Annotated in this window: 24 protein-coding genes and 2 tRNA genes; 13 read left to right on the forward strand and 13 right to left on the reverse strand. The window is 69.4% G+C overall.

Annotation, left to right across the window (positions count from 1 at the left end):
* Positions 1-37: 37 nt before the first annotated feature.
* The 4 genes from QQX04_RS08025 to QQX04_RS08040 form a co-directional block, all read right to left on the reverse strand.
* Positions 38-550 carry an LURP-one-related/scramblase family protein gene (locus QQX04_RS08025; protein WP_301127980.1) on the reverse strand — a complete coding sequence of 171 codons (513 nt, stop codon included), beginning with the start codon at positions 548-550 and terminating at the stop codon, positions 38-40.
* Positions 551-745: 195 nt separating this feature from the next.
* Complete coding sequence (locus tag QQX04_RS08030) at positions 746-1,741, reverse strand: glycine betaine ABC transporter substrate-binding protein (protein ID WP_301127982.1); 996 nt, start codon at positions 1,739-1,741, stop codon at positions 746-748.
* A gap of 161 nt (positions 1,742-1,902) precedes the next feature.
* The gene (locus QQX04_RS08035) at positions 1,903-2,634 is read right to left on the reverse strand and encodes an ABC transporter permease (RefSeq protein WP_301127984.1); all 732 of its coding nucleotides are present in this window, start codon (positions 2,632-2,634) and stop codon (positions 1,903-1,905) included.
* Complete coding sequence (locus QQX04_RS08040) at positions 2,631-3,296, reverse strand: ABC transporter permease (RefSeq protein ID WP_301127986.1); 666 nt, start codon at positions 3,294-3,296, stop codon at positions 2,631-2,633. Before QQX04_RS08040 ends, QQX04_RS08035 begins: the two co-directional genes overlap by 4 nt.
* 109 nt (positions 3,297-3,405) lie before the next feature.
* Here QQX04_RS08040 and QQX04_RS08045 point away from each other — a divergent pair, with 109 nt between their 5' ends.
* Positions 3,406-4,170, forward strand: coding sequence for an ABC transporter ATP-binding protein (locus QQX04_RS08045; RefSeq protein WP_367312947.1), 765 nt, complete (start codon positions 3,406-3,408; stop codon positions 4,168-4,170).
* On the opposite strand, the gene QQX04_RS08050 is transcribed toward QQX04_RS08045, so the two are convergent.
* From QQX04_RS08050 to orn, 3 genes are all read right to left on the reverse strand, one after another.
* The gene (locus tag QQX04_RS08050; RefSeq protein WP_367312948.1) at positions 4,155-5,003 is read right to left on the reverse strand and encodes a DUF4126 domain-containing protein; all 849 of its coding nucleotides are present in this window, start codon (positions 5,001-5,003) and stop codon (positions 4,155-4,157) included. The two genes, QQX04_RS08045 and QQX04_RS08050, sit on opposite strands and share 16 nt — an antisense overlap.
* A gap of 106 nt (positions 5,004-5,109) precedes the next feature.
* Positions 5,110-5,185: transfer RNA gene (locus QQX04_RS08055), tRNA-His, on the reverse strand.
* Between the two features lie 68 nt (positions 5,186-5,253).
* Positions 5,254-5,883 (reverse strand): oligoribonuclease, encoded by a 630-nt coding sequence (orn, locus tag QQX04_RS08060; protein ID WP_301127988.1) that lies wholly within the window; start codon positions 5,881-5,883, stop codon positions 5,254-5,256.
* A gap of 84 nt (positions 5,884-5,967) precedes the next feature.
* On the opposite strand from orn, the gene QQX04_RS08065 reads away from it, so the two are divergent.
* The 3 genes from QQX04_RS08065 to QQX04_RS08075 are packed head-to-tail and all read left to right on the forward strand — an operon-like array spanning position 5,968 to position 7,996.
* Positions 5,968-6,336 carry a GntR family transcriptional regulator gene (locus QQX04_RS08065; RefSeq protein ID WP_301127990.1) on the forward strand — a complete coding sequence of 123 codons (369 nt, stop codon included), beginning with the start codon at positions 5,968-5,970 and terminating at the stop codon, positions 6,334-6,336.
* Positions 6,333-7,220, forward strand: coding sequence for an ABC transporter ATP-binding protein (locus QQX04_RS08070; RefSeq protein ID WP_301127992.1), 888 nt, complete (start codon positions 6,333-6,335; stop codon positions 7,218-7,220). The genes QQX04_RS08065 and QQX04_RS08070 overlap by 4 nt, the downstream gene beginning before the upstream one ends.
* Positions 7,217-7,996 (forward strand): hypothetical protein, encoded by a 780-nt coding sequence (locus QQX04_RS08075; RefSeq protein WP_301127994.1) that lies wholly within the window; start codon positions 7,217-7,219, stop codon positions 7,994-7,996. Before QQX04_RS08070 ends, QQX04_RS08075 begins: the two co-directional genes overlap by 4 nt.
* A gap of 40 nt (positions 7,997-8,036) precedes the next feature.
* Here QQX04_RS08075 and QQX04_RS08080 read toward each other — a convergent pair whose 3' ends face one another.
* Positions 8,037-9,146, reverse strand: a complete 1,110-nt coding sequence (locus QQX04_RS08080; protein WP_301127996.1) for an NADH:flavin oxidoreductase/NADH oxidase — start codon at positions 9,144-9,146, stop codon at positions 8,037-8,039.
* A 56-nt stretch (positions 9,147-9,202) separates the two neighbouring features.
* Positions 9,203-9,805 (reverse strand): TetR/AcrR family transcriptional regulator, encoded by a 603-nt coding sequence (locus QQX04_RS08085; protein WP_301127998.1) that lies wholly within the window; start codon positions 9,803-9,805, stop codon positions 9,203-9,205.
* Positions 9,806-9,957: 152 nt separating this feature from the next.
* Here QQX04_RS08085 and QQX04_RS08090 point away from each other — a divergent pair, with 152 nt between their 5' ends.
* Together QQX04_RS08090 and QQX04_RS08095 are read left to right on the forward strand one after the other, a co-directional pair.
* The gene (locus QQX04_RS08090; RefSeq protein ID WP_367312949.1) at positions 9,958-11,643 is read left to right on the forward strand and encodes an MDR family MFS transporter; all 1,686 of its coding nucleotides are present in this window, start codon (positions 9,958-9,960) and stop codon (positions 11,641-11,643) included.
* The gene (locus tag QQX04_RS08095) at positions 11,640-12,134 is read left to right on the forward strand and encodes a MarR family winged helix-turn-helix transcriptional regulator (RefSeq protein WP_301128000.1); all 495 of its coding nucleotides are present in this window, start codon (positions 11,640-11,642) and stop codon (positions 12,132-12,134) included. The genes QQX04_RS08090 and QQX04_RS08095 overlap by 4 nt, the downstream gene beginning before the upstream one ends.
* Before the next feature lie 57 nt (positions 12,135-12,191).
* Here QQX04_RS08095 and QQX04_RS08100 read toward each other — a convergent pair whose 3' ends face one another.
* Positions 12,192-12,917: a TetR/AcrR family transcriptional regulator gene (locus QQX04_RS08100; protein ID WP_301128002.1), complete on the reverse strand. Its 726-nt coding sequence runs from the start codon at positions 12,915-12,917 to the stop codon at positions 12,192-12,194.
* A gap of 98 nt (positions 12,918-13,015) precedes the next feature.
* On the opposite strand from QQX04_RS08100, the gene QQX04_RS08105 reads away from it, so the two are divergent.
* On the forward strand, positions 13,016-13,717 hold the full coding sequence (locus QQX04_RS08105; protein ID WP_301128004.1) for a DUF4386 domain-containing protein: 702 nt from the start codon (positions 13,016-13,018) through the stop codon (positions 13,715-13,717).
* Between the two features lie 67 nt (positions 13,718-13,784).
* Here the strand turns inward: QQX04_RS08105 and pntB are convergent, their stop codons facing one another.
* Together pntB and QQX04_RS08115 are read right to left on the reverse strand one after the other, a co-directional pair.
* Complete coding sequence (pntB, locus tag QQX04_RS08110) at positions 13,785-15,194, reverse strand: Re/Si-specific NAD(P)(+) transhydrogenase subunit beta (RefSeq protein WP_301128006.1); 1,410 nt, start codon at positions 15,192-15,194, stop codon at positions 13,785-13,787.
* A complete protein-coding gene (locus QQX04_RS08115; protein ID WP_301128008.1) occupies positions 15,194-16,753 on the reverse strand; it encodes a Re/Si-specific NAD(P)(+) transhydrogenase subunit alpha in 1,560 nt (519 codons plus the stop codon). The genes pntB and QQX04_RS08115 overlap by 1 nt, the downstream gene beginning before the upstream one ends.
* Before the next feature lie 269 nt (positions 16,754-17,022).
* Here QQX04_RS08115 and QQX04_RS08120 point away from each other — a divergent pair, with 269 nt between their 5' ends.
* Positions 17,023-17,883, forward strand: a complete 861-nt coding sequence (locus tag QQX04_RS08120; RefSeq protein ID WP_367312950.1) for an LLM class flavin-dependent oxidoreductase — start codon at positions 17,023-17,025, stop codon at positions 17,881-17,883.
* Positions 17,884-18,012: 129 nt separating this feature from the next.
* Here the strand turns inward: QQX04_RS08120 and QQX04_RS08125 are convergent.
* A tRNA-Arg gene (locus QQX04_RS08125) sits at positions 18,013-18,086 on the reverse strand.
* 171 nt (positions 18,087-18,257) lie between these two features.
* On the opposite strand from QQX04_RS08125, the gene QQX04_RS08130 reads away from it, so the two are divergent.
* The 5 genes from QQX04_RS08130 to QQX04_RS08150 all read left to right on the forward strand — a co-directional run bounded on the left by QQX04_RS08130 (position 18,258) and on the right by QQX04_RS08150 (position 24,729).
* The gene (locus QQX04_RS08130) at positions 18,258-19,790 is read left to right on the forward strand and encodes a methyl-accepting chemotaxis protein (RefSeq protein ID WP_301128009.1); all 1,533 of its coding nucleotides are present in this window, start codon (positions 18,258-18,260) and stop codon (positions 19,788-19,790) included.
* 234 nt (positions 19,791-20,024) lie between these two features.
* On the forward strand, positions 20,025-21,020 hold the full coding sequence (locus QQX04_RS08135) for an ABC transporter substrate-binding protein (RefSeq protein WP_301128015.1): 996 nt from the start codon (positions 20,025-20,027) through the stop codon (positions 21,018-21,020).
* A gap of 102 nt (positions 21,021-21,122) precedes the next feature.
* A complete protein-coding gene (locus QQX04_RS08140) occupies positions 21,123-22,658 on the forward strand; it encodes a sugar ABC transporter ATP-binding protein (protein ID WP_301128017.1) in 1,536 nt (511 codons plus the stop codon).
* Positions 22,655-23,707, forward strand: coding sequence for an ABC transporter permease (locus tag QQX04_RS08145; RefSeq protein WP_301128019.1), 1,053 nt, complete (start codon positions 22,655-22,657; stop codon positions 23,705-23,707). Before QQX04_RS08140 ends, QQX04_RS08145 begins: the two co-directional genes overlap by 4 nt.
* Positions 23,704-24,729, forward strand: a complete 1,026-nt coding sequence (locus QQX04_RS08150; RefSeq protein ID WP_301128021.1) for an ABC transporter permease subunit — start codon at positions 23,704-23,706, stop codon at positions 24,727-24,729. Before QQX04_RS08145 ends, QQX04_RS08150 begins: the two co-directional genes overlap by 4 nt.
* Positions 24,730-24,773: the final 44 nt, after the last annotated feature.

Raw genomic sequence — 24,773 nt, forward strand, 5'->3', positions numbered from 1 at the left:
GCTTTCGTCGTTCTCGGGTGTCTCGTGCGAGGGCCGCTCAGTCTCGCTCGACCCACCGGTCGATCGCCCACACGAGCGCGAAGGCGATACCAGGCTCCACGCCCTCGAGCACGTCGACCGTGTACTTGTCGCGCACGGTCACCCACTTCTGCGTGATCTGCATCGCGACCGTCCCGTCGGCGCGGCGGACCGTGTAGTCCTTCTCGATGATGTTGCCCTCGAGCAGCAGCTCCTCGCCGGAGGCGAGCGTCACCTCGATCTTGTCCTTGACGAACTGGAACGGCTTGGCGTGCAGGTGGGCCACATGCTCTCCGCCTGCGGTCTCGATGTCCATGCGCTTGGGGATGCCGAGCATCTTGCCTGTCACCTTGAACAGCAGCGTCCCCTGGGTGTCCACGATCTCCGCGCGCGGCTTGGGGCCCATCTTCCCGTCGACGAGGAACAGGTCGGCCTCCGTCGCGGGGTCCAGGATCCTGAAGTCGCGGCCCGCGCCGAACTTGCTCTTCATCAGGAACCGGGCGTAACCCTCGGGTGCGGGTGGGACGGGCATGGCGGTGCTCCTCTCGTGGGCGTACCTCGACAGTAGCCAAGGCCGGTCGATCGCGCCTGGTAAGTGCACCTGGAGACACCACGAGGGCCCGGTTCCTCGCGGAACCGGGCCCTCGTCGTCGTGGGGCGCCCTCTCGGCGTTCCCGTCAGGGCGCCTCTCGGCGTGCCCGAACGTGTGATGGTGGCGGCGCTGGCGTCAGCCCAGCGCGCCGTCGGAGCTGAAGACCAGGCCGAGCGCGATGTCGCCCTCGGTGATGGCGGTCTTGGTGAGCGGGCCACCCGCGTCGAGCGAGAGGAACGAGTCGATCTCGATGCCGTAGGTGTTCTCGAGCCCCACCTGGCAGAAGTCGCGCTCGGGGCACTCGGCGGGTCCGCCGAGCACGATCGGGCCGCAGGCCTCTGCCAGTTCGGTCAGCGAGGTGACGCCGTAGGCGTCGACGAAGCCCTGTGTGGTGGCGAAGGCGTTCTGGTCCTGCGCTGAGGAGGCAGCGCCGAAGACGAGCCCGACCTCCTCGCCGAGCGGTGCGAGCGCCGCGACGGTCTCGTCGATGTCGCCCGACGCGACGGTCTCCGCCTCGGCGCCGTTGATCGACTTGTTGAGGAACTCGGTGACGGTGGCGGCGTACTCGGGAACGATGTCCACCTCGCCGGACTGCAGCGCAGGCATGTACGTCTCGCGGTTGCCGATAGTGCGCACCTCGACGTCGTAGCCGGCGTCGGTGAGGACGTCGCCGTAGATCTCCGCGACGGTGATGTTCTCGGAGAAGTTGGCCGCGCCGATCACGAGGCTGCCCTCACCGGACATCGGCGCGGTGAGGCCGTTGTCCGCGACGAACTGTGCGGCGACGTCACCCGACGTCTGTCGGTCGACGTCCACCGCCTTGTTGAGCTGGATCAGCGTGTCGGTGTCGAGCGCGGCGGAGACGGCGTCGAGCGCGCCCAGCACGGCCTCGGACGCCGAGTCGGCGTTCACTGCGGGGATCATGTTGTCGGACAGTTGAAGGTTCATGTCGTCGTCCAGGACGACGAGGGTGTCGCCGGCGACGGGTGCGCAGGCCTGGGCCTGCATCGTGTCGGAGCCGGTGGTGGCGGTGGCCGAGCCCGAGGTGTCGGACTCCTCGTAGCTCGTGCAGCCGGCGAGGGCGATCATGGAGATCGCCGCGGCGGCGACGATGCCGGAACGGGTGTGCATCGGTGCTCCTCGTGTCGTGGGCGGTCACGGTTGCAACCCCGGAGATGCCGGGATTGTTCCCCCTTGTTCCTTGCGCCCTGGCGTGCACCAGGGCCGATGGTGTTCGGAGCCGCCTCGCCGCGGGACGGGTGACGCGACCCGGCACCTTCCCCAGTCAACCGCTATGCGGCGGCGCGTGCATCCGCTCGTAGGGGTGCGGGCGTCAGGCGGATCTGCAGGCGGCCCATGATCCAGTCGACCAGAAGGCTCAGCGCGGCCACGATCAGTCCTCCCGCGAGCACCTGTCCGTAGCGCTGCGTGGCGAGGCCCGTGTTGATGATGACGCCGAGTCCGCCTCCGGCGACGAGCGCCGCGAGGGGCACCGTCGCCACGGTCTGCACGGTGGCGACGCGCAGGCCCGCCGCGATGAGCGGCCACGCGAGCGGCAGCTCCACGCGCGTCGCCACCTGGAAGCGTGTGAGCCCCTGGCCCAGTGCCGCCTCGCGCAGGTCGGCGTCCACGTCTGCCATGCCTGTGTAGGCGTTGGTCAGGATCGGCGGGAACGCGAAGATCGCGGCGGCGAGGACGACGGCGTGGTTGCCGAATCCGATGGCGGACGCGGCGAAGAGCGTCAGGAGCGCAAGCGTCGGCATGGCACGCGTGACGTTCGAGACGACCACGGTCGCAGTGCCGCCCTTGCGCAGATGGCCCAGCCAGACGCCGAGGGGAAGTGCGACCGCCGTCGCGCCGAGGACGGCTCCCAGCGACATCCCCAGGTGCTCGATCGTCAACGCGATGATCGAGTCCTGCGGCAGCACCCACTCTCCAGGCGCCACCTCACGCAGGACGCCGTACTGGCCGGTCCAGCTCGTCGGGTCCGAGAGGTAGTCCCACGCGTCGGAGATCACGCTCATGCGGTCTGCCTCCTTCGCGTCCAGGGCATCGCGAGCCGTCCCAGCAGCACGAGCGCCAGGTCCAGCACGAGCGCCAGCAGCAGGCACAGGATCGACGCCGTGAGGATCTGGGCCCGGTAGTCCGACTGGAAGCCGCGGAACATCAGCTGGCCCAGGCCGCCATAGCCGACGACCACGCCGACCGTCACGAGCGCGACGGTCGACACGGTGGCGATCCGGAGGCCGGCGAGGATCGAGGGGAGCGCGTTCGGCAGCTCCACGGCGAACATCAGGCGGGTGGGCGTGTATCCGAGCCCCTTGGCGGCGTCGACCACGTCGGCGTCCACGCCTTGGAGTCCGACGAGCGTGTTGCGCACCAGCACCAGCAGCGCGTAGATGACGAGGCCGATCAGCACCGTGGTGCGTCCGATGCCCGTGAACGGTGCGAGGAGGGCGAAGAGGGCGAACGACGGGATCGTGTACATCACGCCGCTCAAGCCCATGATGGGGCCGGCGAGGCGCGGGATCCGGCGTGCGACGATCGCGAGCGGGAGCGCGATCAGCACGGCGATCGCGATCGCCTGCAGCGTCAGCGTGGTGTGGATCGAGAGCTGGCGCAGCACCTCATCGGAGTTGCGTTCGAGGTACGTCCACGAGAACCACGGGTTGGGGACCTCGTCCATCGTGCCAGCGTACACAGGGTGGCGAGGGGCGCGTCCGGCGCCGCTCGCGAGCCGGCCGGGCGCGGCACGAGGAGTGCGCGCGGCGACGTGGACCGGCTACGGTGGCCGGATGGGAAGCACCGGGATCGTCTTCGAGGGCGTGCGCAAGGAGTACCCCGACGGCACTGTCGCGGTCGGCTCGCTCGACCTTGAGGCGCGTGAGGGCGAGATCCTCGCGCTCGTGGGCCCCTCGGGCTGCGGGAAGTCGACCACGCTGCGCATGGTGAACCGGCTCGTGGAGCCCAGCGCCGGGCGCATCGCTGTGGCGGGCTCCGACGTGATGGACCAGGACCCGGTTCAGCTGCGCCGAGGGATCGGGTACGTCATCCAGCACGTGGGGCTGTTCCCGCATCGCACCGTCGCGCAGAACGTCGCCACCGTGCCCGGCCTGCTCGGATGGTCCAAGGCTGACTCACAGGCCCGCGTGGAGGAGCTGCTCGATCTCGTGGGGCTTCCCGTGGGCGAGTACGGCACGCGCTATCCGCACGAGCTCTCCGGCGGTGAGCGTCAGCGCGTGGGCGTGGCGCGAGCGCTCGCGGTGCGGCCGCCTGTGCTGCTGATGGACGAGCCGTTCGGCGCGGTGGACCCGCAGGGCCGACGCAGGCTGCAGCGGGAGTTCGCGTCGATCCAGAAGGATCTGGGCACCACGGTGATGATGGTGACGCACGACATCCGGGAGGCGGTGCTGCTGGCGGACAGGATCGCGGTGCTGAGCCGTGGCGGTGTGCTGGAGCAGCTGGGCACCCCGGAGGAGGTCACGGAGAATCCCGCGAACGACTTCGTGGAGGACTTCCTGGCGGACTTCGACGTGGAGCCGCGTCAGGCCGAGGGCTGATCCCGCCGCTCGCGACGTGAGCGCGTCGTGGGCCCGGGCGTGCCGGCCTCAGGGGTCGCCGCGCTGGGAGGCGTCTCGCCGGTGGCGGGCGTGGGGGCGCTGTCCGAGTCGGAGCTGCTCCCGCGTGAGCCGCGACGCTCGCGGTACTCGTTGGTCCAGGCCTTCCAGCGTTCGCGGCGCGAGCCCTTGCCCTCTGCCTGTTCCGCCTCGCGCGCGAGCCGGTTCTTGGTCTGGAGCAGCGACTTGTGCTTGCGGCGGCGACGTCCGCTCGTGACGATCCGGTAGACCATGATGCCGAGCACGATGAACACCACGACCACGAGGATCGGGATGAAGATCGCGAGGAAGGACAGGCCTACGGCGATCGCGTCCTCGGCGAACGACGCGAGCGGCGCGCCGGTGCCGCCGGTCGACGCGTTCACGGCAGGCCGTGACGCTGTCTTGGAGATGTGGACGGCCGCGGCGACGACGGCGCCGACGATGCCTGCCACGAGCGGGTGATCGGTCCAGAACGTCTGGTCGCCGAACTCGGCGGCCGAGGAGCTCGCCGCGAAGATGACGCCGCCGACGAGCGGGCGCACCGCGGTCTGGATGAGGTCGTTGACGGTGTCGACCCCGGGGATCTTGTCCAGCACGATCTCGGCCGCCAGCAGGACGAGGCCGATGATGATGGCGGGCCAGGACTGGAGCCACAGCAGCTCGGAGGGGAGCTCGATCACGTCGGTGAAGCGGGCGAAGACGCCGACGATCACCAGCGGGATGAAGGCGTTGAGGCCGGCCGCCGCCGAGAGGCCTGCTCCTGTCAGAGCGGCCCCGGTCACTGCGCCGAACATGTCCACCTCCTGGATCGGTGTCCCCCTTGCGGGGTGCACGGCACCACGATATCGGTCGGGAGACGCGAGAGGCCCCCGGCCTCAGCCGGGGGCCTCTCGACCTCCTTGGGGTGGCTGACGGGACTTGAACCCGCGGCCCTCGCGACCACAACGCGATGCTCTACCTGCTGAGCTACAGCCACCATCGACCCTTACGGGAAGGGCCAGCGAAAAGTGTACCTTGCCTGGGCGGGTGCTGGGGACACTTTCGTCAGCCGGTGGTCGTGGCTGCGTCGGCCTCCTTGGAGGGGGAGACGCTCTTGGCGGCCTCGCGTGCCTCGTCGGAGTCCGGTCCCGGCAGCGGGACGAGCACGGTCTCCCGGTAGTAGCGCAGCTCCGTGATCGAGTCCTTGATGTCGCCGAGTGCGCGATGGCCGCCGGTCTTGTCGGGAGCCTGGAAGAAGACGCGGGGGTACCAGCGTCGGACGAGCTCCTTGAGCGAGCTGACGTCGACCACACGGTAGTGAAGGCGCTCCATGAGCTGCGGCATGTCGCGCTCGAGGAACGCCTTGTCCATGCCGACGGTGTTGCCTGCGAGCGGCGGGCGGGTGCCTGAGGGCACGTGCGCGTTGACGTAGGCGAGCACCTGCTGCTGGGCGTCCTCCATCGTGGTGCCGTGCTCGAGCTCGGGCAGCAGTCCGGACTTCTCGTGCATCTTCGTCACGAAGTCGTTCATCTGCTCCACGGCAGCGGCGGGGGGTCGGATCACCACCGAGACGCCGTCGCCGAGCACGTTCAGCTCGGCGTCCGTGACCAGGCATGCGACCTCGACGAGCGCGTCGTTCTCAAGGTCCAGCCCGGTCATCTCGCAGTCGATCCACACCAGATGATCAGAAGCCATGGCACTCACTTTAGAGCGTCGGGCGGACATCTCCTGTTGACGGCCTCCCGGTTCTATGGTTAATTAGTCAGGTAACTAACCAACATGGAGGTGCTCGTGGACGACGGACGCCCGCTGTTCGAGCAGGTCGCAGAGGCGCTCGAATCGGCAGTGCTCGACGGCTCGATGCCCGAGGGGTCGCGAGTCCCCTCGATCAACGAGCTCGCTGTGTTCCACAGGATCAACCCGGCCACGGCGCTCAAGGGCGTCAACCTGCTGGTCGACGCCGGGGTGCTCCACAAGAGAAGGGGGATCGGAATGTTCGTCACCGACGGGGCTCGTGCCCAGCTGCTCGCCGAACGGCGCGGGGACTTCGTCCAGCGCCACCTGGCGCCGGTCGTCACGCATGCGAAGTCGCTCGGCATGAGCGCAGACGAGCTCGCAGCGCTCGTGAAGGAGGAGATGGAGCGATGACAGCAGTGCTCGAGGCCCACGGCCTCACCAAGAGGTTCAAGGACGTGACGGCCCTGGCCGACGTGTCGTTCAGCATCGACGGTCCCGGCGTCTACGGCGTGCTCGGCCGCAACGGCGCAGGCAAGACCACCCTGATGAACCTGCTCACGGGTCAGGACTTCCCGACCTCCGGCACGGCCCGCCTCGCGGGCCTCGACCCCGCGACCGGCTCCCATGCGTTCGGCGCCATCGCCTTCATCAAGGAGTCGCAGGCCTACCCCGAGGGCTACAAGGGCCGCCACGTGCTCAAGGCCGCGTCGGGCATCTTCCCGCGATGGGACGACGCGTACGCCGCCCAGCTCATCGAGGACTTCGGTGCGCCGCTCGACCGTCACATGAAGAAGCTGTCGCGCGGACAGCGCTCCGCTGTCGGCGCGGTGGTCGCCCTTGCCTCCCGCGCCGAGGTGACCCTTCTCGACGAGCCCTACGCCGGCCTCGACGCCGTCGCCCGCCAGCTCTTCTACGACCGGCTCCTCACCGACTTCGCCGAGCACCCCCGGGTGATCCTCATGTCCACGCACCTGATCGACGAGGCGGCGGATCTGTTCCAGCGGGTCCTGGTGATCGACAAGGGTCGCCTCGTCATCGACCAGGACGCCGACGAGCTGCGCGGCGCCGCCGTCAGGCTCGTCGGGCCCGCCGCTCAGGTCGACCGGCTCGTCGGCTCGCGTGAGGTGCTCCACCGCGAGACCCTCGGCGGGACCGCCGCGGTCACCGTCGACGGCGCCGACGACGCCTTCAAGGCCGAGGCAGTCGCCGCGGGCCTCGAGCTCGCGCCCGTCTCGCTCCAGCAGCTCATCGTGCGCCGCACCGGCGTCCAGTCCACCGAGGAGATCTCCGCATGACCGCCATCGAGACGAGCCCGGCCGCCGCGGTCGGCTACCCCGCGACCCCGCTGGCGCACCGCCTGCGCGCGGTGCTCCGCATCCACTTCGCGAACCCGTTCATGACGCTGATCCAGCCGTGGCTCATCACGCTGCTGATCTTCGGGGTGAACCTGGCGATCTACGGCCTCATCGCCTATGCGGCCGGCGGCGCCGACCGCGTCGAGGAGGGCGCGTTCCAGAACAACGGCGGCGTGAGCTGGGTCTTCGTCTTCATGATCGTCATCGCCGTGCAGGCGATGCACTTCACGTTCCGGTTCGCCCTCGGGATGTCCGTGGCCAGGCGCGACTACTACGTGGGCACGCTCGGGTACTTCGGCATCCTCGCCCTTGTGCACTCGCTGGGGCTCACGGTCTTCGCCGTGATCGAGCGCGCCACCGGGGGATGGTGGATGGATGCGGCGTTCTTCGCCCCGCTCGGTCTGGCGGGCCAGCCGGTGCCCGTGGTCACGTACCTCTACGTGGTCGGGTTCCTCCTCGCACTGTCCACCGGGGCGTTCGCTGCAGGCGTCTGGGTGAGGTGGGCGAGCAACGGCCTGTACGTCTACTTCGCGACGCTGCTCGTCGCCGTCGTCGCGTTCCTGTGGGTCGTGACCACCTCGCACGCCTGGGGCGACGTCTGGAGCTTCCTCACCGGAACCTCGATCCCGACCCTGGCGACGTGGGCGCTGCTCGTGGTCGCGGTCAGCGCCGGCGCAGGCTTCGCGCTGATCAGGCGGGCGCCGGTCCGCTCGTAGCCGACTGCATACGGGTCGGGGTCCTGGCGGCCCCGACCCGTCAGTCCTGCTGGTCGACCGAGGTGGGGCGGGCGGCGAAGGTGCCGCGCAGGAACTGCTTGGGCCAGTAGCTGATGTCCACGCCCAGCTCGTGCGCCGCGCGGAGCGCGAAGTGCGGGTCGCGCAGGAACTCGCGCCCCGCGAAGACCGCGGTGGCCTTGCCGTCGGCGATGATGCTCTCCGCCTGACGCGCGTCCACGATCTCGCCCACTGCGGCGGTGATGATGCCCGAGCGGTCGTAGATGGCGGCCGAGTGGGGCACCTGGTAGCCGGGGCCGGTCGGGATCGTCGCGCCGGGCACGAGCCCGCCGGTCGAGGTGTCGATCATGTCGACGCCCGCCTCGCGAAGCCAGGTCGCGACGGTGACGGTGTCCTCGAGCGTCCAGCCCTCGGGCTCCATCCAGTCGGTCGCGGACACGCGCACGAGCACAGGGACGTCAGGTCCGGCGATCGCGCGCACCTCCTTGGCGATGTCCAGCAGGATCCGCGAGCGGTTGACGATCGAGCCGCCGTACTCGTCCTCACGATCGTTGGAGAGCGGCGAGAGGAACTGGTGGATCAGGTAGCCGTGGGCGGCGTGGATCTCCAGCACGTCGAACCCTGCTGCCAGCGCACGCGCGGCCGACTGGCCGAAGGCGTAGACGATGTCGTTGATCTCGTCCGAGGAGAGTCCGTTCGGCTCGGCGTAGCCGGGGAACGCGATGGGTGAGGGGGCGACGGTGCTCCAGCCGCCCTCGTCCTTGGGGACCGAGCCGTTGCCGACCCAGGGGCGCTGGGTCGAGGCCTTGCGACCGGCGTGGGCCAGCTGGATGCCGGCCTTGGCGCCCTGCGAATGGATGAAGTCGACGACACGCTTCCAGGCGGTCTCCTGCTCGTCGCTCCACATCCCGGGGCACCAGGGGGTGATGCGGCCCTCGGGGACCACGCCGGTGGCCTCCGCCATGACGAGTCCTGCGCCTCCCTGGGCGTAGGCGCCCAGCTCCACGAGGTGCCAGTCGCCCGGCACTCCGTCCTGGTTCTCGCACGAGTACTGGCACATCGGGCTCACCCACAGGCGGTTGCGGAACTCGACGGACCGGATCGTCAGGGGGGAGAAGAGCGCTGATGTCATGGCCCCATCCTGGCGCATGTCGGCAGATTTGCGAACAGTCGATCTTCTGGCCGCTGTCAGGCGGGGTCGGAGAACTCGAACCAGTAGCGCGGCGTGGCCTCGACGATGATGGCGGCCGCGGCGTCGCGGTCGCGGGGTGCGGGCGACACGAGCCAGGCACGGATCGCGCCCACGAGTCCGTGGCTGGTGAAGGCGGCCTCCATCTGCAGGCGGAGGCGCTCGTTGGGGTCGGAGAACCTGGCGGGGGAGGCCGTCTCGGCGTACTTGAGGAGCGTGGCCTCGAAGTGCCGGGCCAGAAGGGCCGAGAGCGCGGTGCCGCGGTTCGCCTGAGTGGGGGCGAGCCCGGTGCGGTACACGTCCTCGTGGTTGAGCACGTGCGTCATGAGGGCGTCCTCGGAGGCCCTCCACTGGGTCATGAGGTCGCCGGACACGGTGCCGTGCAGGAAGTCCTCGCGCACGCGGTCGAGCTCGCTTGCGAGCACCCGGCCGAGCAGCTCCTCCGGCGACTCCGCATGGTTGTAGAAGGTGGCGCGGGACACGTGTGCCGCCCGCGCGATCTCGCTGACCGACAGGTCCTCGACGGGTCGGGACGCGGCAAGCGTGAGGACGGTGGCCTCCAGCGCTGTGGCGCTGCGTGCGAATCGCGGGTCGACGCTCATGCCCGACACGATATCGCTCCAGGGTGCGTGAGTGGTGGCTATTCGCAGGAACGTTCCTGGAAATGGAAGCGGCTTGCGGAATACTTGACCACTCCCTAATGTTTGACAAGTATCAAACGTTGATCCACGTCACAGAATCTTGGAGGGAATCCGTGACCGCACTCCCCACCGACGTCGCACCGCCCCGGAGCCGCGGCGACGTCCTGCGTCCCCTGAGCGGACTCATGCTCGGAATGTTCGTGTCGATGCTCGCGAGCACCGTCGTGTCCTCCTCGCTCCCCTTGATCGTCGCTGAGCTCGGGGGCAGCCAGACCTCCTACACCTGGGTCGTCACCGCCACGCTGCTCGCCACCGCCGTGTCCACGCCCCTGTGGGGCAAGTTCGCGGACCTGGCCAATCGCAAGGTGCTCTTCCAGGCCGCCATCTCACTGTTCATCGTCGCCTCGCTCATCGCAGGCTTCGCAGGCGATGTCGGCGTGCTCATCGCCGCCCGTACGGTGCAGGGCATCGGCGCAGGCGGGCTCGCGGCGCTCAGCCAGATCATCATGGCCGACATCGTCAGCCCCCGTGAGCGTGGGCGCTACGCAGGCCTCTTCGGTGGCGTCATGGCGGTCGCGACGGTGGGCGGCCCGCTGCTCGGAGGCGTCGTCACCGACACGTTCGGATGGCGCTGGAACTTCTTCATCGCCGCGCCGGTCGCGATCATCGCGCTCGTGATGATCCAGCTCACGCTGCACCTGCCTCACCGTGAGCCCAAGAAGGTCAGCATCGACTACTGGGGCATCGCGCTCATCTCCGCCGGCGTCTCCACGCTCCTGATCTGGGTCACCCTCGCGGGTAGCCAGTTCGCCTGGGCCTCGACCACGTCCTATGTGATGGTGGGCGCAGCGGCGGCGCTGCTCATCGGCGCCGTCGTCGTCGAGCTCGTGGTCCCGGACCCCCTGATCCCGCTCGACATGTTCAAGGACCGCACGTTCACCTTCGCGGTGATCGGTTCCGCGGCGATCGGTGTGACCATGTTCGGCACCTCGGTCTTCCTCGCGCAGTACATGCAGCTCTCGCACGGCGCGACACCCACGCAGTCGGGTCTGCTCACGATCCCGATGATGGGCGGCCTGCTCATCGCCTCCACGACGTTCGGCCAGGTGATCAGCCGCACCGGCAAGTGGAAGGCGATCATGGTCTCGGGTGCCACGCTCGCCGTCATCGGCTCGTCTCTCCTCGGCACCATCGACGCCGACACGTCGCTGGTCCAGGTGGGCATCTCCATGTTCATCCTCGGGGCCGGCGTCGGCATGCTCATGCAGAACCTGGTGCTCGTGGTGCAGAACCGTATCGAGGTCGAGCGTCTTGGCGTCGCCACCTCGACGCTGACCTTCTTCCGCACGATCGGCGGCACCATCGGCGTGTCCCTGCTCGGGGTCGCGCTCGCGAACTCGCTGCCGGGCCGTCTCGCCGAGGGCTTCGCGACGCTCTCCGCGGAGGACCAGGCGGATGCTGCGCGTCTCCTCGCCTCGGGCTCGGTGCCTGAGATCGCCCAGCTGCCGGACTCGATCGCCTCGGTGGTCGAGCATGCGTACGGGGCGGGCATCGGCCACGTGTTCCTGCTCTCCGTCCCGCTCGCTATCGTGGCCTTCGTGGCCGTCTCCCTGCTCCCCAACGCGCGTCTCGGCACGCAGACCGCGATCGAGGCGGAGCGTCAGGCCGCGCAGCGCGCCGCCGAGGCGGGCGCTCTCGAGAGCGAGCTCGTGGAGGCGGAGCTCGGCCTGGCCGCGGTCGGCGCCGTGCCCTCGCGCGAGGCGGAGGCCGACGGCGCCGAGGAGGCTGACCGCCCGTGACTCCCGATGCCCTCACGGACCGTGACGCCGCCATGGTGCGCCTCGAGCGCTCCGTGGCGGACGTCCAGGCCGCCTACAGGGACGTCCTGCGCGACGTCGCCGTGAGGGTCCACCCTGAGCTGCAGAGCCTGGGGTTCCGCCTGCTCGCCTCGATCTCGCGACGTGGGCCGCTCACCGCGGGAGACGCGGCCGATGCGATCCACACCGATCGCGCTGTCGTGAGCAGGCTCATCAAGGACCTGGAGAAGCTCGGGCTCCTGGAGGTCACGCCGCATCCGGAGGACAGGCGTCAGAGGGTGCTGGCCCTCACGCCCGACGCCGTGCGGAGGCTGGCGCCGCTGCGGGGCTCCGGACGCTCGCTCCTCGCGCGCTCGCTCGACACCTGGGACGTGGCCGACGTCGAGGCGTACGCCGCGTTCAACGAGCGCCTGATCTCCGCCTATCGCGCGTACTTCACCGAGGGCGAGCAGCCGGCACCCGAGGTGGGCTGAGCGCTCGCTGGGGCGACCGGCGGGCGCGGCAGGCGCTGGGCTCAGGACACGGCGATGTCACGGAGCGCCGACGCGGGTGGCGCCGTCGCTGCGAGGTCCGGGGGTCCAGCCCTGGGTGTGCAGCCTCTCTGCGGCGTCAAGGATGAGGTCGAGCGCGAAGGTGAACTCGGTCTCGTCGTCGCATCCGGGGCCCACGGCCGTGTCCTGCTGGTGCAGCGTCGACATGGCTGACTCGAGCACCGACGGCCATCTGGCGGCCATCATCTCCATGGCCTCCTGCGCCGCCTGCGGGTCCGTCGGCTGCGGCCCTGTGGCGAACACCTCCTGGCTGAAGCCCCACAGCCTGCTCCCGAGCGTGTGCATGACGTGATGCACGAGCGGGGCGGAGAGGCCGCCTGAACGGAGCGTCCCGATCATCGCCTCCATGCGGTCGAGCGCTGCGGGGGAGGGGGCCTCGCGAGTTTCGATAGCACGCCATGCCCACGGGTGCTGGAGCATGGTGCGGCGCGCGGCCATGACCTGCTCGCGTGCCGCCTCCTTCCAGTCGTCGGCGACGTCGCGCGGCTGGATCTCACGGATCACGGCGTCGACCATCGCGTCCAGCAGCTCCTCCTTGTTGCTGACGTGCTTGTACAGCGCCATGGGGACCACGCCGAGCCTGTCCGCGAGGCTGCGCATCGACAGGCTCTCGAGTCCCGCCTCGTCGGCGGTTGCGAGCGCTTCCGCCACCACGCGTGCGCGGTTGAGCGGGGTGCGGGCGGCGGGTGCTGAGGCAGGCGTCATCGCGCGATCATGCCCTTCCTCTTGACGGTGTACGCCATACACCCTACTCTCCATCGCGAAAGGTGTACGCCGTACACCCATGACCTGAGGAGAGCCCTATGGCCACCTACCGTCGACCGGGCGCACTCGCAGGCGCCATGTACCTGCTCACCCACGTCACCTCGGTGGGAGCGGTCGTGCTCTACGGCACGATGCTCACCGACGAGGCCTGGGGCGAAGGCGGCGGCTCCGCTCTCCCGCAGCAGCTCGGCGCGCTGCTCGACGTCGTGCTCGCCGTCGCGATCGTGGGCACCGCCGTCGCCCTCTACCCGCATGTGCGGCGCCGAAGCCAGACCGGAGCCATCGCCTACGTGGGGCTGCGCACCCTCGAGGCAGGGGTGGCCGCAGTGGGTGCCGTGATGGTGATGGCCGCGGTGCAGATGCGCGACGTCGGCCAGGCCGATGTTGCCGCAGGGCTGGTCGAGACGTATACGTGGGCGTTCTTCGTGGGCCCGGGCCTCGTGGTCGGGGTGCACACCGTCGTCCTCGCCGCAGTGCTGCGACGCCATGCACTCGTGCCGCAGTGGATCACGTGGCTCGGACTCGTCGGAGCCCCGCTGGTCACCGCGTCCAACCTGCTGATCTTCTTCGGGCTCCAGGACCAGGTGTCGGTCACCGCCTCGCTCGCTGCGGTGCCGATCTTCGCGTGGGAGATCTCGCTCGCGCTGTTCCTGATCCTGAAGGGGCTGCGGCTTCGCGCTCCTGACGCGGATGCGCAGGAGGTGGCGGCTCCGGGTGGCCCGGTCGCCTCGCGCGTCTGACAGCCTCGCCGCCGAGGACGACGAAGGCCCCCACCCGGGCGGGTGGGGGCCTTCGTGACGGGGGAGGTCAGGCGCTGGCGCCCGCCTTCGTGCGGACCTCGGTGAGGATCTCCTCGACCTTCGCCTTGGCGTCGCCGAACAGCATCGCCGAGTTCTCGCGGAAGAACAGCGGGTTCTGGACGCCCGCGTAGCCGGTCGCCATGGAGCGCTTGAAGACGATGCACTGCTTGGCCTTCCAGACCTCCAGCACCGGCATGCCGGCCAGGGGAGAGCCCGGGTCCTCGAGCGCCGACGGGTTCACCACGTCGTTCGCGCCGATGACCAGCACCACGTCGGTCTCCGGGAAGTCGTCGTTGATCTCGTCCATCTCGAGCACGATGTCGTACGGCACCTTCGCCTCGGCGAGCAGCACGTTCATGTGGCCGGGCAGGCGTCCCGCGACGGGGTGCACGCCGAAGCGCACCTCCACACCCTGCGCACGCAGGTGCTCGACGATCTCCGCCACCGGGTACTGCGCCTTCGCCACGGCCATGCCGTAGCCGGGCACGATCACCACGGACTTCGCGTCGGTGAGCATCTCGGCCACGTCGGCGGCCTGCACCTCACGATGCTCGCCCTGCTCCGCGCCGGAGGACGACGAGCTCGCCTCGGTGCCGAAGCCGCCGAGGATCACGGAGATGAACGCCCGGTTCATGGCCTTGCACATGAGGTACGACAGGATCGCACCGGACGAGCCCACGAGCGCACCGGTGACGATCAGCAGGTCGTTGCTGAGCATGAGGCCCGCCGCAGCGGCGGCCCAGCCGGAGTACGAGTTGAGCATCGAGACGACGACGGGCATGTCGCCGCCGCCGATCGCCGCGACCAGGTGGAAGCCCAGCGCCAGGGCGATCACCGTCATGATCAGCACCGGGACGATGCTGCCGGTCGCCATGTAGACGCCCATCAGGACGAGGCTCACGACGATCGCGCCGAGGTTCAGCCAGTTGCGGCCCGGAAGGGTCAGCGGGCTCGACTTCATGCGCGCCGACAGCTTGAGGAAGGCCACGACAGAGCCGGTCAGCGTGACCGCACCGATGAAGATGCCGAGGAAGACCTCGATCTGGTGCACGGCGTCGGCGTGCGTGGCGGTGAGGTGGGAGTTGAAGCCCACGAGCACCGCGGCGGCGCCGACGAAGCTGTGGAGCATCGCGATGAGCTCCGGCATCTGCGTCATCTCGACGGTGCGGGCCCGCCAGATGCCGATCGAGGCACCGATCGCGAACACCATCGCGATCAGCAGGGCCGTGACCCAGAGCGAGCGCTCCGAGACATCCAGCGCCAGGATGACCGTGGCGACGAGCGCGAGGCCCATGCCGACCATGCCCAGCATGTTGCCGCGTCGGGCCGTCTCCTGCTTGGACAGGCCAGCGAGGGACAGGACGAAGAGCACAGCGGCGACGACGTAGGTCGCCTGAGCGAGCGAGGTGAGGGTCATCACGCGTCCTTCCTGAACATTCCGAGCATGCGGTAGGTCACCAGGAAGCCTCCGAAGATGTTGATGCTCGCGACCGCCGCGGCGATGAAGGCGAGCGTGGACACGAGCGTGTCGGCGGAGCCGATCTGCAGAAGCGCGCCCACCAGGATGATTCCGGAGATCGCGTTCGTCTGGCTCATGAGCGGCGTGTGGAGCGAGTGCTTCACGTTGCTGATCACGTAGAAGCCGACGATCACGGCGAGCGCGAACACCGTGAGGTGCTGCACGGTGGCCGAATCGGCGAACGAGAGGAGCAGGAGCGAGGCGACCGCGCCGATGCCGTACATGATGTTGCGGCGCTGAGTCTTGCGCTGCTCCTCCTCGGCGGCGACGCGTGCCTGCTCGGCGAGCTCCTCCTCTGAAGGGCCGGCCACGGCCGCAGATGCGGGCGCGGCGGACACGGAGACGGGCGGCGGCGGCCACATGATCTCGCCCTGATGCGCCACGGTCATGCCGCGCTGCACCACGTCCTCGAGGTCGAGCACCAGATGCCCGTCCTTCTCGGGCGTCAGCAACGCCATCAGGTGGACGATGTTCGTACCCAGCAGGGTGGAGGTGTGGCGCGGCATGCGGCTCGTCAGGTCGGTCCAGCCGACGATCGTCACGCCGTTGTCGGTCGTGATCGTCTTGCCGGGAACCGTGAGCTCGCAGTTGCCGCCACCGGACGCTGCAAGGTCCACGACCACGGAGCCGGGCTTCATCGACTCGACCATCGCGGCCGTGATCGTCGTGGGTGCCGAGCCGCGCACGAGCGCGGTGGTGATGACCACGTCGGCGTTCGCAGCCTCGCGGGCGTAGACATCCATCGCTGCGGCCTGCTGCTCCTCGGTGAGGGGCTTGGCGTAGCCGTCGGCGCTGATCTCCTGCTGCGCCTCGGGCGCGACCACGAACTCACCGCCCATGGAGCCGATCTGCTCGGCGACCTCGGGGCGGACGTCGAATGCGCGCACCTGGGCGCCCAGCGAGCTGGCGGCTCCGATGGCCGCGAGGCCCGCGACGCCGGCGCCGATGATGAAGACGGTGGCAGGCTTCGTCTTGCCCGCAGCGGTCACCTGCCCGGTGAACATGCCGCCATACGACTCCGCGGCCTCGATGACCGCTCGGTAGCCGGCCACGTTGGACATCGTGGAGAGCACGTCGATCGCCTGCGCACGCGAGATGCGCGGCACGGCGTCGAGTGCGAGCGCGGTGACGCCCTTCTTGGCGAGGCTCGCGACGAGCTTCTCGTTCGACTGAGGCGCCATCGTGGAGATCAGCGTCGCGTCCTTCGCGAGCAGCTTGATCTGTGCGGCACCCGGCGCGTTCACGCAGGTGACGACATCCGCGCCCCACGCCTCGGCGGCGTCGACCATCGTCGCACCCGCCTCGAGGTACTGCTCGTCAAGGAAGCTCGCGGCCGTGCCGGCGCCCTCCTGGACGACCACCTCGTAGCCGAGCTTGATGAGCTTGGCGACAGAGTCGGGGCTGGCGGCGACGAGCCTCTCGCCGCGGCGGGTCTCTGCAGGGACCCCTATCTTCATGGTCGATCCTTGTCCGCCGCTCCGGTCCGAGCCCGCCTGAGGCGGAGTCAGGGTCCGGGGCGACCGTTGCGTCGGGCGGCCATGCTCATGGGGGGCGAGAGGCCGTCGGTGGACTTCCGTCGAGGGAACTCTAGCCAACCACGCGGGGGGTGCGGGTGGTACCTAGGGCCCGGCTGTGCGGGAGACCCCCTCCGCCAGGACTTTCGGCGGCCGCGCCCGTGTTGTCCTGGATGGCACCCCGCCCCTGCGCTTCGAGGAGCACCTCACCCATGGACTACGGGCATCGACTCGCCTTCGGCACCTTCGTCACCCCGGGCAACGCTCAGCCGCACGCGCCCGTCGCGCTCGCGCAGCTGAGCGAGCGGCTCGGCTACGACCTGGTGACGTTCCAGGACCACCCGTATCAGCCGCGATTCCACGACACATGGACGCTCCTCAGCTACGTCGCCGCGTCCACCGAGACGATCCGGCTCGCCCCGAACGTGCTCAACCTGCCGCTGCGGCAGCCGCTCGTCTACGGGCGGGCGGCGGCCTCGCTCGACCTGCTGAGCGGCGGCCGGCTGGACCTGGGCATCGGTGCTGGCGGCTTCTGGGATGCGATCGAGGCGATGGGCGGCCGACGCCTCACGCCCGGCCAGGGAGTCGACGCGCTCGAGGAGGCGATCGACCTGATGCGGGGACTGTGGGCGCCGGAGGAGCGCGGCGGGCTGCGCGGTGGCGACTACTATCCGGCGGTCGGGGCCAAGCGCGGCCCCCAGCCGGCCCACAGGATCCCTCTATGGATCGGCGCCTACAAGCCGCGCATGCTCCGCCTCACGGGACGCAAGGGCGACGGATGGCTGCCCAGCCTCGGCTACATGAGGCCGGACGAGATCGGCGTGCACACCGCGCGGATCGACGACGCCGCGGCCGCGGCCGGCAGGGACCCGGGCGAGATCACGCGGCTCCTGAACATCTCGGGAGGGGAGGGGGCCGACCAGCTCGCCGACCTCGCGCTCACGCACGGCTTCTCCACCTTCATCGTCGCGTCGGACGACCCCGCCGCGATGACGCGCTTCATCCAGGAGACGGCGCCTGAGGTGCGCGAGGCGGTGGAGTCCGAGCGAAGCCGCGTCAGCCGGTCTCGGTGACGCCCTCGTAGGGGCCGATGTGGTTGCCGTCGGCGTCGGCGATGACCGCCCTCCGGTGCGGGGCCTCGCCCTTCGATGATCAGCCAGGTGTGCCGGGTCTGCAACGGGAGGCGGGGACGACGGAGCGGGCGCCCCCGGCAGGATTCGAACCTGCGACCTGCGGATTAGAAGTCCGATGCTCTATCCAGCTGAGCTACGAGGGCAAGGCGGCGGCGTGGCCGACGGGTACCAGGGTAGTGGGCGTGCGTCCTGAGAAGAACTCCTGGGAGGGGCGCGAGATCGGGCCCAAGGTCCCATTCCTGATCGTTCGGCATGGACGAACTGTCGGCGTGCCCCGGCAGTCCGGGCGCCTGTGGGTCGCAGAGACGGCTCTGATGTCTAGGGGGTGGCTCGTGTTCGGGTTCAAGGGTCAGTTGATGGTGGGGGCGACGGTGTCGTCGCTCGCGGGGGTCGTGGGCGCGCTCGCGGGAGTGACAGCGCTGAGCGGCGTCGAGGGCGCCCCGGGATGGGCGCTGCCGACCTTGGCCGTCGCGGCCATCGGCGCCGTCGTGCTCCCCTTCGCGTGGGCGGGCTGGTTCGCGGCGCGGGTGGGGGCTTCGTGGCGCGAGCTCGCAGGCCTGATGCGCGCGGCCGCTGACGGCGACCTGACGGGTCGGACTGAGGCCGCGCGCCGCGGCCCGTGCGCAGGGCTCGCGGAGGACTACGACCACCTCGCCGCTCGCCTGGGCCATGAGCTCGGCACGATCGGAGACGACGTGCTCGCCCTCTCCGCTGCGATGGAGGAGCTCTCGGTCGCGACGTCGGAGATCTCGGGCGGCGTCGCGGAGTCCTCGCGCGAGGCGGGCTCGGTCGCCGCCTCGGCGCAGCAGGTCTCCACGAGTGCGCAGGCCGTCGCGACCGCGACCGAGCAGATGTCGGCGTCGATCCGGGAGATCGCGAGCTCGACGAGCGCCGGTGCGGCGGAGGCGTCGCAGGCGGTCGAGGCTGTCGAGACGGCGAGCGCGACGGTGTCGCAGCTCGGCGAGTCGTCGGCGCAGATCGGCGAGGTGGTGAAGCTGATCACGCAGATCGCCGAGCAGACGAACCTGCTCGCGCTGAACGCCACGATCGAGGCGGCGCGCGCGGGGGAGGCGGGCAAGGGCTTCGCGGTCGTCGCGTCCGAGGTCAAGGATCTGGCGCAGGAGACGGCGCGCGCCACCGAGGACATCGGCGGGCGGATCGAGGCGATTCAGACCGACGTGGGCGCCGCGGCGACGGCGATCGGCCGCATCACGACAGTGATCGACCATGTCAGCGAGAGCCAGGGTGCGGTCGCCACGGCGCTCGACGAGCAGACGTCGGTGACCGAGGAGATGAGCCGGTCGGTGACGGAGGCGGCCGCGGGGGCCGAGGCGATCGCGGAGTCGATCAACCGGATCGCGGATGCTGCGTCCACGTCGAGCGAGGCGGTGACCGACACGACGGCGGCGCAGGCCGACGCCGCCCGGATGACGGGCGGTCTCACGGAGCTGTTGGCCCGTTTCCGCTATGTCGCCGACGACGGGGACGTCGCGGTCGAGCGGCAGATCACCCGAGCGATCGGCGCCCACGGCGCGTGGAAGAAGCGTCTGCGGAGCGCGGTCGACGCGGGCCGTCACCAGGAGGACGTCGCCCTCGTCGGTCGTGACGACAGATGCGCCTTCGGGCGCTGGCTGGGGGAGAGCGGCGGTCAGGACTCCACTGGCAACCATGCGGTCGCCAAGGAGCAGCATGCGGCCTTCCATCGGGCAGCCGCCGAGGTGCTGCGGATGCTCGATGCCGGTCGACGGGCCGATGCGGAGGCATCCCTTGAGCCCGGAGGGTCGTTCGCGGAGGCCTCGCGCGTCCTCACGGCGACGATGATGGGCTGGCGCCGCCAGGTGTCGTGAGCGGGGTACCCGGGTCGACGCGGGTGAGGCAGCTGTTGTGAGCACTCACATTTCTGCTCGAATGCCTGCGTCGAACCGGTTCCCCGTACAAGACTTTACAGAAACGTGACCGTTCTCGACTTGAGAGCCTCCGAATTGTGAGCGCTAATATTTGTAAGCGACGTCATCGGCGACGTCGTGAGGCAATGCGCTCTACCCGGCAACGGCGCCGGACAGAACGAGGAGGTTCTGAGCATGAAGAAGCGTTTCCTATCCACCCTCGCACTGGCAGGTGTCGCGGCATTCGCACTGGCTGCCTGCTCCAGCTCCGGAGACACCGAGAGCTCTGACGGTGCGGCACCAGCGGACGGCGGCGGTGACATGATCACCGTCGGCTTCGCGCAGACGGGTTCCGAGAGCGGCTGGCGCTCCGCGAACACCGAGTCCATGAAGACCGCGTTCTCCGAGGACAACGGATTCGACCTTGTCTTCAACGCGGCGGACAACGACCCCGCTGCCCAGATCCAGGCGGTCCGCAGCTTCATCAACCAGGGCGTCGACGCCATCGTCATCGCCCCGATCGTCGAGGACGGCTGGGACGACGTCCTCCAGGAGGCTTCCGACGCGGGCATCCCCGTGATCCTCGAGGACCGGACGGTCTCGGCCTCCGACGACCTCTACGCCTCGTGGGTCGGCCTCGACTTCCAGCTCGAGGGCCAGAAGGCCGGCGAGTGGGCGGCTGAGACCTTCACCGAGCCCACGAACATGGTCGTGCTCGAAGGCACCACCGGCTCCGCGCCCGCCAACGACAGGGCCACCGGCTTCGACATGGCGATCGAGGGAACACCGATCGAGAAGATCGACTCGCAGACCGGCGACTTCACCCGTGACGGAGGCAAGACCGTCATGGAGAGCTTCCTGCAGAAGTACGGGGCCGACGAGATCGACCTGGTCTACGCGCACAACGACGACATGGCGCTCGGCGCGATCGAGGCCATCGAGGCGGCGGGCGCGGTGCCCGGCGAGGACATCATGATCGTCTCCATCGACGCCGTCCACGACGGTATGCAGGCCCTCGCCGACGGCAAGATCAACTACATCGTCGAGTGCAACCCGCTGCTCGGCGACAAGGCTGCCGAGCTGGTCAAGGCGGTCCTGGCAGGCGACTCCGTGGAGAAGCGGACCATCGTCGAGGACCAGGCCTTCGACCAGGAGGCCGCCATCGAGGCCCTCCCGAACCGCTCGTACTGACGGGCGTCCTCTCCAACCGGGAGGGAGCCCCGTCGGGGGCCGGTCACAGCAGCCGGCCCCCGACGGGAACCCTCGCACTCGATCAGAAAGCTGCCTGAAGACATGACCGCGGACACCGTCGTCCCACCGATCGTCGAGATGACCGGGATCACCATCCGATTCCCCGGCGTCCTCGCTCTCGACAAGGTCGACTTCACCCTCCGGCCAGGCGAGGTCCACGCCCTCATGGGCGAGAACGGCGCCGGCAAGTCCACCCTCATCAAGGCCCTCACCGGCGTCTACACGATCGACGAGGGCACCATCGTCGTCGACGGACGCCAGCAGTCGTTCTCGACCGCAGGCGACGCCCAGGCGGCGGGCATCTCCACCGTCTACCAGGAGGTGAACCTCTGCGAGAACCTCACGGTGGGGGAGAACGTGATGCTCGGGCATGAGCCCCGCCGCGGCTCCGTCATCGACTGGCGGCGCACCCATGCCGAGGCGAGGAAGCACCTCGTGAGCCTCGGCCTCGCGATCGACCCGCGATCCTCGCTCGCGAGCCACTCGATCGCCATCCAGCAGCTCGTCGCGATCAGCCGTGCCATGGTCCTCGAGGCCAAGGTGCTCGTGCTCGACGAGCCGACGTCCAGCCTCGACCGCGGAGAGGTGGAGCTCCTCTTCCGCGTCGTCCGCGACCTGCGCGACCGCGGCGTCGCCATCCTCTTCGTCTCCCACTTCCTCGACCAGGTGTACGAGATCGCCGACCGCATCACGGTCCTCAGGAACGGTGCCCTCGTCGGCGAGTACCCCATCGCAGAGCTGCCCCGTGACGCGCTCGTCACCAAGATGATCGGCCGCGAGCTCGAGGACCTCGCGACGCTGTCCAGCTCGGCACATCGTGAGATCGACCGCAGCGGCGCGCCCGTCGTCAAGGCGACCGGGCTCGGCAAGCGCGGCATCCTCGAACCCGCGGACCTCGAGGTCTATCCCGGCGAGGTCGTCGGCCTCGCGGGCCTGCTCGGCTCCGGACGCACCGAGCTCGTCCGCCTTCTGTACGGCGCCGACCGCGCCGACGAGGGCGAGATCGAGCTGCACGGCGCGCCCGCCAAGATCCACTCCCCCCTCCACGCGATCGGACGCCGCATCTCCTTCTCCTCCGAGAACCGACGCGAGGAGGGGGTGGTGTCCGACCTCACCGTCGCCGAGAACATCGTCCTCGGCATGCAGGCCAGGCAAGGCTGGGCGCGGCGCCTGCGCAGGTCCGAGAAGGACGCGGTCGTCACCGGCTGGATCGAGGCGCTCGGTGTGCGCCCCGCCAACCCGAACGCGCTCGTCGGCAACCTCTCCGGCGGCAACCAGCAGAAGGTGCTGCTCGCACGATGGCTCGCCACCGCGCCCGAGCTGCTCGTGCTCGACGAGCCGACCCGCGGCATCGACGTGGGCGCCAAGGCTGACATCCAGAAGAAGGTCTCCGAGCTGTCCGCTGACGGACTCTCCGTCATCTTCATCTCCTCCGAGCTCGAAGAGGTGCTTCGATTGGCGCAGAGGATCGTCGTGATGCGCGACCGGCGCAAGATCGGCGAGCTCGAGAGCGCGTCGACCGACCTCGACGGGCTCATCGATTACATCGCCAACGAGGGCGAAGGGAGCGCGGCATGACCGGCATCTTCAAGAACCGGCTGTTCTGGCCGGTCGTCTCGCTGCTGACGCTCGTGGTGGTCAACACCATCGCGCGCCCCCAGTTCATCGAGATCACGATGCGGGACGGGCGCCTCTACGGCGCTCTGATCGACATCCTCCGCAACAGCGCCCCGCTGATGCTCGTGGCGCTCGGCATGACGATCGTCATCGCGACGCGAGGCATCGACCTTTCCGTCGGTGCCGTCATGGCGGTCTCCGGCGCGGTGGCGCTCACCATCATCGACGGATCGGGCAATCCGGGGAGCCTGGGGACGGTCGCGGTCGCCGTGGTCGTCGCTGTGCTCGTCGCGCTCGTGCTGGGCGTGTGGAACGGCTTCCTGGTCGCCGTCCTCAAGATCCAACCGATCATCGCGACACTCGTGCTGATGCTCGCGGGCCGAGGCGTCGCCCTGCTGATCACCGGTGGGTTCATCACCACGGTGAACTCGGACCCGTTCTCCTTCATCGCGAGCGGCTACGTGCTGCTGCTGCCCGTCGCCTTCTTCATCTCGGTCGCCGCGATCGCTGTCATGTCGCTCGTCGAACGGCGGACGGCCCTCGGCGTGCTCACCGAGGCGGTCGGCATCAACCCCGAGGCGAGCCGCCTCGCGGGCGTCCGCTCGCGCGGCATCATCTGGAGCGCCTACATCGTGTCCGGCACGCTCGCGGGCGTCGCCGGCATCATCTACGCCTCCAACATCAAGGCAGCCGACGCCAACGCGGCGGGCCTGTTCATCGAGCTGTACGCGATCCTCGCGGTCGTGCTCGGCGGCACGTCGCTCTCGGGCGGCAAGTTCTCGCTCGCAGGCACCGTCATCGGCGTGCTGATCATCCAGACGCTCGACTCGACCATCCTCTTCCTCGGCGTCCCCTCCGCGCAGAGCCCCGTGTTCTTCGCGATCGTCGTGGTGGTCGTCGTGGTCGTGCAGTCCTCGCGTGTGCGCGGGGCGCTCTCCCGCGCGTCCGCCTCCCTCACCCGAGCGAAGACAGACACGGACGACCGTGAGAAGGCGGAGGTGGCGCGATGACCGCGACCGCAGTCAGGGACGAGACCACCAAGGAGAGCAGGACCATGAAGGTCGAGTCCTTCCTGGGCCGTCACGCGGCCCTCATGCCCACTTTCGCGGCGCTCGCGATCCTGCTCCTGCTGTTCGCAGGCGCCGAGGCGTTCCTCCGCGGCGACTTCATCACCCCGCGCAACATCTCCGCGCTCCTGCTCGACAACGCCTACCTGCTGGTCCTGGCGGTCGGCATGACGTTCGTGATCCTCACCGGCGGCATCGACCTGTCCGTCGGATCGGTGATGGCGTTCACCGGCATCCTCGGCGCGAAGCTGCTCGCGGACGGGCTGCCCGTGGTCATCGCGGTGCCGGCGATCATCCTGGGCGGCGCGCTGATCGGGCTCGTCATCGGCGTGCTCGTCCAGTACTTCAACGTCCAACCGTTCATCGCCTCGCTCGCCGGCCTCTTCCTCGCACGAGGGCTCGCGTTCGTCGTGAGCCTGTCGTCCATCAAGGTGGAGGAGCCGGCGATCCTGTGGCTCCAGTCCACCCGCATCACGGTCGGATCCTGGTACATCACGCCCACAGGCATCATCGCGCTCCTCGCGGTCGCGGTGGCCGCGTTCGTCCTTCACCTCACCAGGTTCGGTCGCACGGTCTACGCGATCGGCGGCTCCGAGAGCTCCGCCAGGCTGATGGGTCTGAACGTGGCACGCACCAAGGTGGCCGTCTACGTCATCAGCGGCCTCTGCGCGGGCCTCGCCGGCCTGATCCTCACCGCCTACTCGGGCGCCGGCTACCCGCGCAACGGCATCGGCACCGAGCTCGACGCGATCGCGGCCGTCGTCATCGGCGGCACGCTGCTCACAGGCGGCCGCGGCTACGTGGTGGGCTCCATGGTCGGTGTGTTCGTCTACGGCACCATCAAGACGATCATCTCCTTCATGGGCGCCGAGCAGTCGTGGATGCAGATCATCGTCGGCGCGCTGCTGCTCCTCTTCATCGTGGTGCAGCGCGCGATCGTCGCCCGTTCCGAGGGCAGGCGCTGAGCGCGTCCCTCAGGAGGCCTGGTCCGCTCCCCGATAATGGGGGC

Origin of the sequence: Demequina zhanjiangensis (assembly GCF_030418315.1) — a bacterium.
Classification (GTDB): domain Bacteria; phylum Actinomycetota; class Actinomycetes; order Actinomycetales; family Demequinaceae; genus Demequina; species Demequina zhanjiangensis.

What these genes read in the sequence shown, in the direction of transcription:
- QQX04_RS08070 (WP_301127992.1), top strand. Translation starts at nt 6,333, where the DNA reads ATGACAGCAGTGCTCGAGGCCCACGGCCTCACCAAGAGGTTCAAGGAC.
- QQX04_RS08135 (WP_301128015.1), top strand. Translation starts at nt 20,025, where the DNA reads ATGAAGAAGCGTTTCCTATCCACCCTCGCACTGGCAGGTGTCGCGGCA.
- QQX04_RS08105 (WP_301128004.1), top strand. Translation starts at nt 13,016, where the DNA reads ATGGCCACCTACCGTCGACCGGGCGCACTCGCAGGCGCCATGTACCTG.
- QQX04_RS08115 (WP_301128008.1), bottom strand. Translation starts at nt 16,753, where the DNA reads ATGAAGATAGGGGTCCCTGCAGAGACCCGCCGCGGCGAGAGGCTCGTC.
- QQX04_RS08075 (WP_301127994.1), top strand. Translation starts at nt 7,217, where the DNA reads ATGACCGCCATCGAGACGAGCCCGGCCGCCGCGGTCGGCTACCCCGCG.
- QQX04_RS08030 (WP_301127982.1), bottom strand. Translation starts at nt 1,741, where the DNA reads ATGCACACCCGTTCCGGCATCGTCGCCGCCGCGGCGATCTCCATGATC.
- QQX04_RS08025 (WP_301127980.1), bottom strand. Translation starts at nt 550, where the DNA reads ATGCCCGTCCCACCCGCACCCGAGGGTTACGCCCGGTTCCTGATGAAG.
- QQX04_RS08140 (WP_301128017.1), top strand. Translation starts at nt 21,123, where the DNA reads ATGACCGCGGACACCGTCGTCCCACCGATCGTCGAGATGACCGGGATC.
- QQX04_RS08035 (WP_301127984.1), bottom strand. Translation starts at nt 2,634, where the DNA reads ATGAGCGTGATCTCCGACGCGTGGGACTACCTCTCGGACCCGACGAGC.
- QQX04_RS08080 (WP_301127996.1), bottom strand. Translation starts at nt 9,146, where the DNA reads ATGACATCAGCGCTCTTCTCCCCCCTGACGATCCGGTCCGTCGAGTTC.
- QQX04_RS08150 (WP_301128021.1), top strand. Translation starts at nt 23,704, where the DNA reads ATGACCGCGACCGCAGTCAGGGACGAGACCACCAAGGAGAGCAGGACC.
- QQX04_RS08050 (WP_367312948.1), bottom strand. Translation starts at nt 5,003, where the DNA reads ATGTTCGGCGCAGTGACCGGGGCCGCTCTGACAGGAGCAGGCCTCTCG.
- QQX04_RS08040 (WP_301127986.1), bottom strand. Translation starts at nt 3,296, where the DNA reads ATGGACGAGGTCCCCAACCCGTGGTTCTCGTGGACGTACCTCGAACGC.
- QQX04_RS08130 (WP_301128009.1), top strand. Translation starts at nt 18,258, where the DNA reads ATGTCTAGGGGGTGGCTCGTGTTCGGGTTCAAGGGTCAGTTGATGGTG.
- QQX04_RS08045 (WP_367312947.1), top strand. Translation starts at nt 3,406, where the DNA reads ATGGGAAGCACCGGGATCGTCTTCGAGGGCGTGCGCAAGGAGTACCCC.
- pntB (WP_301128006.1), bottom strand. Translation starts at nt 15,194, where the DNA reads ATGACCCTCACCTCGCTCGCTCAGGCGACCTACGTCGTCGCCGCTGTG.
- QQX04_RS08085 (WP_301127998.1), bottom strand. Translation starts at nt 9,805, where the DNA reads ATGAGCGTCGACCCGCGATTCGCACGCAGCGCCACAGCGCTGGAGGCC.
- QQX04_RS08120 (WP_367312950.1), top strand. Translation starts at nt 17,023, where the DNA reads ATGGACTACGGGCATCGACTCGCCTTCGGCACCTTCGTCACCCCGGGC.
- QQX04_RS08100 (WP_301128002.1), bottom strand. Translation starts at nt 12,917, where the DNA reads ATGACGCCTGCCTCAGCACCCGCCGCCCGCACCCCGCTCAACCGCGCA.
- orn (WP_301127988.1), bottom strand. Translation starts at nt 5,883, where the DNA reads ATGGCTTCTGATCATCTGGTGTGGATCGACTGCGAGATGACCGGGCTG.
- QQX04_RS08145 (WP_301128019.1), top strand. Translation starts at nt 22,655, where the DNA reads ATGACCGGCATCTTCAAGAACCGGCTGTTCTGGCCGGTCGTCTCGCTG.
- QQX04_RS08065 (WP_301127990.1), top strand. Translation starts at nt 5,968, where the DNA reads ATGGAGGTGCTCGTGGACGACGGACGCCCGCTGTTCGAGCAGGTCGCA.